Below are 7,247 nucleotides of genomic sequence, written 5' to 3'. Positions count from 1 at the left end.
CCATCGCGCCGAGAGTACTGCGGGGTCAGCCCGTGGGAGGCCAGGGCGCCGCTGACCGGTGGACGGCACCGAGCCGTACGCTTGAACTGAGAAGGGGGAGGCCTCGCGGCCTCCCCCTTTTTTGCGTTTACGGGCTTTTGTCTCACATAGTAGCTGTGTTTTATAACCCTCGTTTGTCGCATCTTCTGTGAACGGGCTACAATAACTTAGTCTGTGCGATATGGAGGTGAACATGGCTGAAGCTGGTATCGGCGTTGATATCGTCGAGATTTCCCGTATGATATCAATTCTTGAAAAGACGCCGTCGTTTGCTCGGCGCGTGTTTACCGAAGAAGAGCGTGCGTATTGTGATGCATCATCGCGTCCCGCTGCTCACTATGCCAGCCGCTTTGCTTCGCGCGAGGCGGTACTTAAAGCTCTCGGCACGGGTTTTAGTCAAGGCGTTGGTCGCAAGGATGTTTCGGTTACGCGTGATAAACTCGGCAAACCGAAGGCGCTGCTTTCGGGCCGTGCTCTCGAGATCGCTCAAGAGCTGGGTGTTGTTGAGGTCGCTCTTTCCATTACGCTTACAGGAGACTTAGCCGTTGCGAATGCCATCGCGATTACCGAAGATGCTCGGCCTAAGCCAAAAGAGGAAAAGGTGAGTACCAAGAAACGCGTAGCGCAGACATTTAAAGAGGCTCGCTCTGTTTTAGATGAGCTTGAGCAGCTGCAGAATTCAGCATTGACGGAGCACCTGGGCGATGCTTCGCAAGATACGCTAGGAGCATAGATGAAACCGGTTTTGAGTACCGAAGAAGTCGTTCGTCTCGAGGACATCATCGAACGCGAAGGGACTTCGAAGGCCGAGCTTATGGAGCTAGCGGGTGAGTTTGCCGCCAACGAGGTCTTGAAGCTCAATCCCGATCGGGTTCTCGTTCTGGTCGGTTTTGGTAATAATGGCGGCGACGGTTGGGTTGCCGCCGATATTCTGAGCCATAAGGGTGTGGACGTCGATATCGTTTCTCCGGTTGAGCCGGATGAGATTCCTGCTGCTCTGGCGCGTCATGTTGCTCGTCGTACTGCCGGCCGCGATGTGTACGTTTGTGTCGGCCCCTCGCGTGACGAACTCGAGGTTTTGATCGATAAGGCCGATGTTGTTGTTGATGCCATTTTTGGTACCGGTTTCCACGGGAATCTGCGTGCGCCGTTCTCCATCTGGATTCCTACGGTCAATGAATGCGCCGATTGTGTCGTATCCATTGATGTCCCCTCGGGCCTGAATGCCGAGACGGGCGTTGTTGATGGCGACTGCATTCGTGCCGAGCATACGGTGACGATGATTGCGCCCAAGATTGGTCTGTATAGCGCTGATGGCCCTGAGTATGCTGGCGATTTGATCTGCGGCAATCTTTACGACCGTCTTGACGAGGTCATCGATGATGTCGACCACGCCGCCGAGATTGTCGAGCCCGGTGACTTAGTTGATTACTTTGCTCCACTACCTACGAATATCGATAAGTATTCCCGTGGCTCTGTGCTTATTGTCGCCGGATCTGCGCAATATCCTGGTGCTGCCATTATGGCGGCCAAGTCTGCAGCTCGCGCGGGTGCTGGTTACGTGGCAGTCGCGGCTCCTGACGCCTGCGCCAATCTTATTCGCATGGCACTTCCTTCGATTCCCGTCTTTGCTATTCCGTCTGATTCCCGCGGCTCCTTTGGCGCCGCTGCGCGCATGACTGTGTGCGAGATTGCAAAGAAGTACAGCTGTGTACTGTGCGGTCCCGGTATGACGACATCTGCCGGCGCTATGCAGGTGGTTTCGGGCTTGCTCGAGCTTGATGTGCCGCTTATCTTGGACGCCGATGCACTCAACTGCCTTGCTAAGATTGCCATTGACGGTATTGATAGTAATCCCGAGATGTATCGTCGCGAGCAGCCGTTGGTTATGACGCCGCACTATCGTGAGCTTTCGCGTCTGGTTGCCGGTGACGAGGTGAACGACCTTGGTACCGCGATTGCGGCCGCGCAGAAGGTTGTCTGGGCTGCAGGCTCCGACAATCTGGTGGTCATTGCCAAGGGGCCGACGACGGCTATCTGTGGCGTTGAGCGTGTGCTGCTGCCGCTCTCGGGTCCGGCTTCTCTGGCAACTGCCGGTTCGGGTGATGTTCTCGCGGGTATTTTGGCCGGCACGCTTGCCACCATGCGCGACGAGATGGATCGTTGGGAGTTGCTGTATTCGTACGCCGTCGCACTTCACAGCTACGCCGGTTTTGCCGCGGCGACGGAGTATGGTGAGAAGAGCGTCATCGCGACCGATCTTATCGACTTGATCGGTCCTGCCATGGAGCTGGCGGCAAAGGATGCGCTCGAAGATCTGGGAATCATGGACGAAGGGTCGGATGACTAATCATGAATAAAGCCGATTTGACGCGCTGGTCCTGGGTCGAGATCGACCGCGGGGCGCTCCGTCGCAACACGAGGGCCTATAAGAACTTGCTGAATCCACGTCAGCGCCTGTGCTGCGTGGTCAAGGCCGATGCTTATGGTCATGGAGCTGTTGAGTGCGCCAAGATCATGTATTCGGCCGGTGCCGACATGTTTGCCGTGGCGACGGTTAACGAGGGCGTTGAGCTCCGACAGGGCGGGATTACGAAACCCATCCTCATCCTAAGCGAGCCGCCTATCGAGGCCATTCCGACGTTGCTCGAGTTTGATATCATGCCCTCGGTCTATACGTCTGACTTTGCTCTTGCGTATGGCGAATGTGCCGTCGCGGCGGGCAAAGTGGGCAAGTATCATCTCGCCATCGAGACGGGCATGAATCGTATCGGCGTTCACTACACGCAGGTTGTCGACTTTGTCCGCGGTATAAATTTTCATCGCGGTATTCAGTGCGACGGCGTATTTACGCACTTCGCCACGGCCGATGAACCTTCGGGCTGGGACTACAAGCTGCAGTGCCAGCGCTTTACCGAGGCCGTTCAGGCCATTAAGGATGCGGGTTTTGAGTGCGGTATCGTGCACTGCGCCAACACGCCGTCCTCGATGCTCGACCCCTCGATGCATTTTGATATGATCCGCGCCGGCGTTGGCTTGTATGGCATGCAGCCGTGCGAGCTGAGTGGCCGCGTGATGCAGCTTGATCCCGTTATGAGCGTCCATGCGCGTGTGACGCGCGTGGCGCACCCTGCGATGGGTGAGGGCGTGGGCTACGGTTTTACCTACCGCGTACCGCGTACGCGCGTTCAGATCTGTACGCTGCCGATCGGTTATGCCGATGGCCTATCGCGTACGCTTTCCAATCGTATGGATGTGCTGTATCGCGGCGAGCGCGTGCATCAGGTTGGCAATATCTGCATGGACCAGTTTATGGTCGCCATTCAGTCCAACCCGGCACACGAGATTCCCGAGGCCGAGTATGGTGACGAGATGATCATTGTCGGCCGCGATGGCGATGCCGAGATCACTATGGACGAGATGGCCCGACTGCGCGGAACGATTAACTACGAGGTCGCCTGCGGCTTTGGCATGCGTCTCGACAAGGTCTACGTGTAGGAGCCGCTATGGGCGTCATGCACATCCCCGGTCATAGCCATCAGGCGCCACGTGAGGTCGCACTCGAGGAAATTGAGGCCGTTCTGGGCGATTGTCACCTCTGCCAGCTCTACCAGTCGCGTCACAATATCGTGTTTGGCGTGGGAAACCCCCGCGCTCGCGTCATGTTTATCGGTGAGGCGCCGGGTCGCAACGAGGATTTGCAGGGCGAGCCCTTTGTGGGGGCGGCAGGCGAGGACCTCAACGGCATTTTGTCGCTGGCGGGGCTCAAACGCGAAGACGTCTACATTGCCAACGTGCTTAAGTGCCGCCCGCCGGGAAACCGCAATCCGCGTCCCGAGGAAGTGCTGGCTTGCTCGCCGTTTTTGCGTGAGCAGATTCGAAGCATCTGGCCCGATATTATCGTGACGCTCGGCAACCCCGCGACGCACTTTGTGCTTAAGACCGAGATTGGCATTACTAAGCTGCGCGGCAGGTTCCACCAGATGGGGCATTTTGTAGTAATGCCCACTTTTCATCCGGCAGCAGCGCTGCGCAATCCGGCGTGGCAGGAGCTGCTGGAGGAAGACTTTAAGATGCTGGGCGATTATCTGGAGCGACATCCCGCACCAGAGGACGCCTCGGAATAATAAGGAGCATATATGTCCCTGGAGCGCCTGGGGGTAGGTACTTACAAAACGACTTGCGCTGCCGATACGGAGTACTTTGGCGAGCTAATTGCACCGTGCCTTGAGGACGGCGATGTGCTCATCCTGACCGGTGGCCTGGGAGTGGGCAAAACTCACTTTACCAAGGGCGTCTCGCGCGGGCTGGGCGATGAGCATATGGTTACGAGTCCTACGTTTGCGCTCATGGCCGTTCATGATCAAGGCCGTATTCCGCTGTTTCACTTTGATCTATACCGTCTGGAGCATGCCTACGAGCTCGAGGATACGGGCATTTTCGATGTGCTGGGCTATGAGGGTGCTTGCCTGCTGGAATGGGGCGAACAATTCCAAGACGAGCTGACGGATGAGTATCTTTCGGTGACGCTCAAGCGTGATGAGGGCGACAGTGATGTGCGAACGATAACGCTCGAGGCGCACGGTGACCGCGCAATGGAGCTTTCCCATTTGATTGATAAGGCTGTACAAGATGAGCTTGCATAACGACAACGCGCTGGTGGTGGCGCTCGATACCTCGACCGACATGCTTGCCTGCGCGGCAAGCTGGATTGATGGGCAGACGGGCGAGACGAAGCTCGTGAGTGGCGACCACATGTGTCGCCGTCACGCCAACGTTGAGCTCGTGAATACCGTTGATGGCGTGCTGGCTCAAGTCGGTCTGGATCGCAGCGATGTTGGTTGCTACGTGGTCGGCCGCGGCCCGGGGTCGTTTACGGGTGTGCGCATCGGCATCTCCACTGCCAAGGGCCTCGCGCGCGGTGCCAATGTTCCGCTGCTGGGCGTGTCGACGCTCGACGCTTGCGCTTGGACGGCGTGGAAGGCTGGCGTGCGCGGCAAGCTTGGTATCTTGGCCGATGCCATGCGCGGTGAGGTATATCCGGCACTATATATGCTGGGCGATGAGGGTCCCGAGCGTCAATTTGAGCGCGAACACGTGGTCAAGGCCGCCGTGGCGCTCGATGAGTGGCGCCGAGCAGCGGACTGGGACCAGGTTCAGCTGACCGGTGACGGTCTCGTGCGCTATGGCAAGCTGCTGGGTGAGGACGAGACCGCCCGCTGCGTGGAGCGCGACCTGTGGTGGCCTTCGGGCGAGGGCTTGCTGCTCGCGCACGCTGCGGGTGACGGCGATCCGGCTCGCGTCCTGCCGATTTACACGCGCCTTTCGGATGCCGAGGAAAACGAGCGCAAGCGTCTTGGTCTTGCCGAGAGTGCGCAGAGCGAAATTACGGGCGTTGCCGATGAGCTCGCCGGTCGTCATCTGCAGTTCCGTCCCATGGGCGCGGCGGATGCCGAGGGCGCGAGCGCGCTAGAGGCTGCCTGCTTTGAAGGTGCCGGACACGAGGCGTGGACGCCGGGCATGTTCCTGTCCGAACTGGGCGAGGACGTCGCTGCGCCGCGTAGTTGGTGGGTGGCACACGACGACGGCAAGCTGCTGGGCCTTGCCGGCGGTATGGTCGTGGACGGTGATGTGCAGATTCTGGATGTCGCCGTCGACTCGGCACATCGCCGTGAGGGCATTGCCCGCAAGCTGCTGTCGCATGTGAGCTATGATGCCCAGATGCTCGGCTGCACCACGGCTTCGCTCGAGGTCGAGGACGGCAACGAGGGCGCGATTGCGCTCTATGCCGCTCTGGGCTTTACCGAGGTGGGTCGTCGTCGTGGCTACTACGGTGTCGGCAAAGACGCCATCGTCATGACGGCCCCACTTCCCCTCGTACTTCCGGTCGATAACGCCTCGCCCGAGCCGACGGCAGCCGAGCAACGCGTATGGCCGCTGCCTGCGCCTGGGCGCTCCGAGGGGGAGCGCGCCGAAATTGAGCGCCGCCGCCTGGTGCTCGCTATCGAGAGTTCCTGCGACGAGACGGCCGTGGCGATTATCGATGCGGATGGCAATATGCTGGCCAACCAGGTGTCGACACAGATTGATTTTCATGCCCGCTTTGGCGGCGTGGTGCCCGAGATCGCCTCGCGCAAACACGTTGAGGTGATTGTGAGTGTCGTGGATGCGGCGCTCGAGGATGCCGCAGCATCGCTTGGTCTTGAGGGTGGAGCCATTGCTCCCAGCGAGCTTGCCGCCGTGGGCGTGACACAGGGTCCGGGCCTGGTGGGCGCCCTCGTGGTGGGCGTTGCCTTTGCCAAAGGCTTTGCCTACGCTGCCGGTAAGCCGCTCGTATGCGTCAACCATCTGGAGGGGCACCTGTTTGCCAACCTGCTGGCGCAACCCGACCTCAAACCGCCGTTTATCTTCACGCTTGTCTCGGGTGGGCACACCATGCTCGTGCACGTGAAGGCGTGGGGCGACTACGAGGTGCTCGGTGAGACGCTCGACGACGCTGTGGGCGAGGCCTTCGACAAGGTAGCCAAGGCGTTGGGTCTGGGCTATCCCGGTGGCCCCATCATTTCCAAGCTGGCCGAGACGGGCAACCCCAAGGCGATCGATTTCCCCCGTGCGCTTAACAGCAGGGGAGACTATCGCTTCTCGCTTTCGGGCCTTAAAACCGCTGTGACGCTCTACATTGAACAGGAGACCAAGGCCGGGCGCACGATTCACCTGCCCGATCTGGCAGCTTCGTTTGAGGCAGCTGTCTTTGACGTGCAGTACAAGAAGGCCAAAAACGCATTGCACGCTACCGGATGCAAGGAATACTGCATCGGTGGCGGCGTCTCGGCCAACCCGCATCTGCGCGAGATGATGATCAAGAAGCTTGGGCGTCAGGGGATTCGCGTAACGGTGCCGCCCTTGTCTGCCTGTACCGATAACGCCGCCATGATCGCGGAGGTCGCTCGCCGTAAATTCGACCGAGGTGAAATCTCGCCGTTCGACGTCGACGCCGATCCGAACATGACGCTGTAGCTGGTACGGCGCGGTCCCCGGACGGAGGGGCCGGATATAAGGTTTATCGCGAGTTCCGCACGCAAAGAAGGCCACTTAATGTGGCCTTCGTCTTGCGCAGGACTGTAGAGCAGGAAACCTTATATCCGGCCCCTCCGTCCGGGGACCGCGCCGTACCAGCTACAGCGTCATGTTCGGATCGGCGTCGACGT

6 protein-coding genes are annotated in these 7,247 nt (G+C 59.3%); all 6 read left to right on the top strand.

Annotated features, from left to right (window positions below; genetic code table 11):
- Nucleotides 1–232 precede the first annotated feature (232 nt).
- Genes acpS through tsaD form a run of 6 tightly spaced genes read left to right on the top strand, consistent with a single transcriptional unit; the run spans nt 233 to nt 7,056 of the window.
- Nucleotides 233–772: a holo-ACP synthase gene (gene acpS, locus ABHR63_RS09800; protein ID WP_346965431.1), complete on the top strand. Its 540-nt coding sequence runs from the start codon at nt 233–235 to the stop codon at nt 770–772.
- Entirely contained in the window at nt 773–2,389 is a 1,617-nt protein-coding gene (locus ABHR63_RS09795) for an NAD(P)H-hydrate dehydratase (protein WP_346965430.1), read from the top strand.
- 2 nt (nt 2,390–2,391) lie between these two features.
- Entirely contained in the window at nt 2,392–3,537 is a 1,146-nt protein-coding gene (gene alr, locus ABHR63_RS09790) for an alanine racemase (protein ID WP_346965429.1), read from the top strand.
- 8 nt (nt 3,538–3,545) lie between these two features.
- Nucleotides 3,546–4,166: a uracil-DNA glycosylase gene (locus ABHR63_RS09785; RefSeq protein ID WP_117776930.1), complete on the top strand. Its 621-nt coding sequence runs from the start codon at nt 3,546–3,548 to the stop codon at nt 4,164–4,166.
- A gap of 12 nt (nt 4,167–4,178) precedes the next feature.
- The gene (tsaE, locus tag ABHR63_RS09780) at nt 4,179–4,685 is read left to right on the top strand and encodes a tRNA (adenosine(37)-N6)-threonylcarbamoyltransferase complex ATPase subunit type 1 TsaE (protein WP_117735673.1); all 507 of its coding nucleotides are present in this window, start codon (nt 4,179–4,181) and stop codon (nt 4,683–4,685) included.
- The gene (gene tsaD / locus ABHR63_RS09775; protein ID WP_346965428.1) at nt 4,672–7,056 is read left to right on the top strand and encodes a tRNA (adenosine(37)-N6)-threonylcarbamoyltransferase complex transferase subunit TsaD; all 2,385 of its coding nucleotides are present in this window, start codon (nt 4,672–4,674) and stop codon (nt 7,054–7,056) included. Before tsaE ends, tsaD begins: the two co-directional genes overlap by 14 nt.
- Nucleotides 7,057–7,247: the final 191 nt, after the last annotated feature.

The organism is Collinsella aerofaciens, from assembly GCF_039752775.1.
Taxonomy (GTDB): domain Bacteria; phylum Actinomycetota; class Coriobacteriia; order Coriobacteriales; family Coriobacteriaceae; genus Collinsella; species Collinsella aerofaciens_R.
The sequence above is the reverse complement of the archived record's forward strand: the minus strand, read 5'-3'. Positions and strand labels throughout refer to the sequence as shown.

Bases quoted from the DNA above. Each gene is read 5' to 3' on its own strand.
- acpS (WP_346965431.1), top strand. From the start codon at position 233: ATGGCTGAAGCTGGTATCGGCGTTGATATCGTCGAGATTTCCCGTATG.
- ABHR63_RS09795 (WP_346965430.1), top strand. From the start codon at position 773: ATGAAACCGGTTTTGAGTACCGAAGAAGTCGTTCGTCTCGAGGACATC.
- alr (WP_346965429.1), top strand. From the start codon at position 2,392: ATGAATAAAGCCGATTTGACGCGCTGGTCCTGGGTCGAGATCGACCGC.
- ABHR63_RS09785 (WP_117776930.1), top strand. From the start codon at position 3,546: ATGGGCGTCATGCACATCCCCGGTCATAGCCATCAGGCGCCACGTGAG.
- tsaE (WP_117735673.1), top strand. From the start codon at position 4,179: ATGTCCCTGGAGCGCCTGGGGGTAGGTACTTACAAAACGACTTGCGCT.
- tsaD (WP_346965428.1), top strand. From the start codon at position 4,672: ATGAGCTTGCATAACGACAACGCGCTGGTGGTGGCGCTCGATACCTCG.